Source organism: Gardnerella sp. CCPDSM (genome assembly GCF_056754715.1).
The window spans coordinates 1-935 of the sequence record NZ_JBQEQO010000037.1 but is presented as its reverse complement, the minus strand read 5'-3'; the positions used below and the strand labels follow the sequence as shown (position 1 = coordinate 935).

Here is a 935-nt window from a genome sequence, read left to right as displayed (position 1 = left end):
GCTTTTCAAACTCCCAAACTGAAGTTTCTTTCCTACCCGCGTACCACTTGTGTTTACCTTTTTTCTTCCACCCATACAAACATGGTTCATGCTGCCACTGGTAAGGGCTTCTACCCAACACCAGCGACGGTTTCTTCCAAATACAACAACCTGAAAGATAAAACCCCGCGTCCTGGAATGCTTTTCTAAAATTCAATCCCTCCGTGTCAGCATGAAACACGTAGATAGATGCATCATCTGCCATCGCCTGCTCCATGTTCACGAACGAGTTGAAAAGAAACTGGTAAAACTTATCATCCTCCATATTATCGTTTTTGATTTTCCCAGCAGAACCCTCATAGTTCACGTTATAAGGCGGATCAGTAACCACCAGATTCACTTTAGTATTCTCAAGAAGCGTCTTATATGTTTCTAACTTAGTAGCATCACCGCAAATAACACGATGCCTGCCAAGCGTCCATATGTCACCTGTTTTAGAAAAACACGGTTCTTCCAGCTCTTTTTCAACATCAAAATCATCATCACTCACGTCTTTATCAGCATCGAAAATACTGGAAAGCTCCGCCTCGTCAAACCCGAGAAGATCAAGATTAAAATCAGCTCCTTCGAGCTCCGACAACTCGACTGCTAAAAGCTCATTGTCCCAGCCTGCGTTAAGTGAAAGCTTATTATCCGCAATAATATAAGCACGCTTTTGTGTTTCAGTTAAATGATTTTCTTTCACACACGGAACTTTTTTAAGACCCAGTTTTAATGCCGCGGCAAGCCTGCCGTGGCCTGCGAGAATCGTATTATCCTCCGCCACTAGAATTGGGGATAGAAAACCAAACTCGCGAATACTTGCCGCTATCTGAGCTACCTGCGCCTCAGAGTGAGTGCGAGCGTTTCTCACATACGGGATAAGCTCACTTACGTCAGCCAAATAATACTGCATT

The 935-nt window shown here is 43.7% G+C and carries 1 protein-coding gene; it reads right to left on the bottom strand.

Translation table 11 applies throughout. The features are described from left to right. Positions 1–934 (bottom strand): site-specific DNA-methyltransferase (locus tag ACTJLE_RS06365; protein ID WP_481267894.1); only part of this gene is annotated, 934 nt, incomplete at its 3' end. Position 935 lies beyond the last annotated feature (1 nt).